General features: G+C 48.2%; 1 protein-coding gene. It reads right to left on the bottom strand.

Translation table 11 applies throughout. The features are described from left to right. A partial coding sequence (locus O3Q51_18425; protein ID MCZ4410799.1) for a fasciclin domain-containing protein occupies positions 1–444 on the bottom strand: 444 nt, incomplete at both ends.

Below are 444 nucleotides of genomic sequence, written 5' to 3'. Positions count from 1 at the left end.
ACATCAGCTAGTTCTACTACCGCTTGATTGATGAAGATGTCTCCACCTGAAGTGGCTGTAAGCTTAAGTGTGTTCGCATCGTTCAATGGAGTTACGATGTCGCCGTTGTTGATCATCGATGACATTACCGAACCGTCCAATACATGGTACAATAGGATGTTTGCCAATTCGGGATCAGCTAGTAATCCGTCGATGTCGGTTCCCAAGGCTGCAGCCAAATCATCAAAGGCAGCGTCGCTTGGTGCGAATACCGTAAAGTCCGCAAACGGATCAGTCAACGCAGGAAGCAATTCAGCCGTTACTACCGCAGCAGTCAGTGACGTAAATCCATTATCGATGGCTACATCGGCTACAGTTTCTGAGCTAAGCAATACCGCGTCGATGGCGTGTACGATTCCATTGTCGGCACCTACATCAGCTAGTTCTACTACCGCTTGATTGATG

This window comes from Cryomorphaceae bacterium 1068 (assembly GCA_027214385.1).
In the GTDB taxonomy this organism is placed as follows: Bacteria; Bacteroidota; Bacteroidia; order Flavobacteriales_D; family Cryomorphaceae; genus JAKVAV01.
This window is presented reverse-complemented; position numbering and strand designations above follow the sequence as displayed.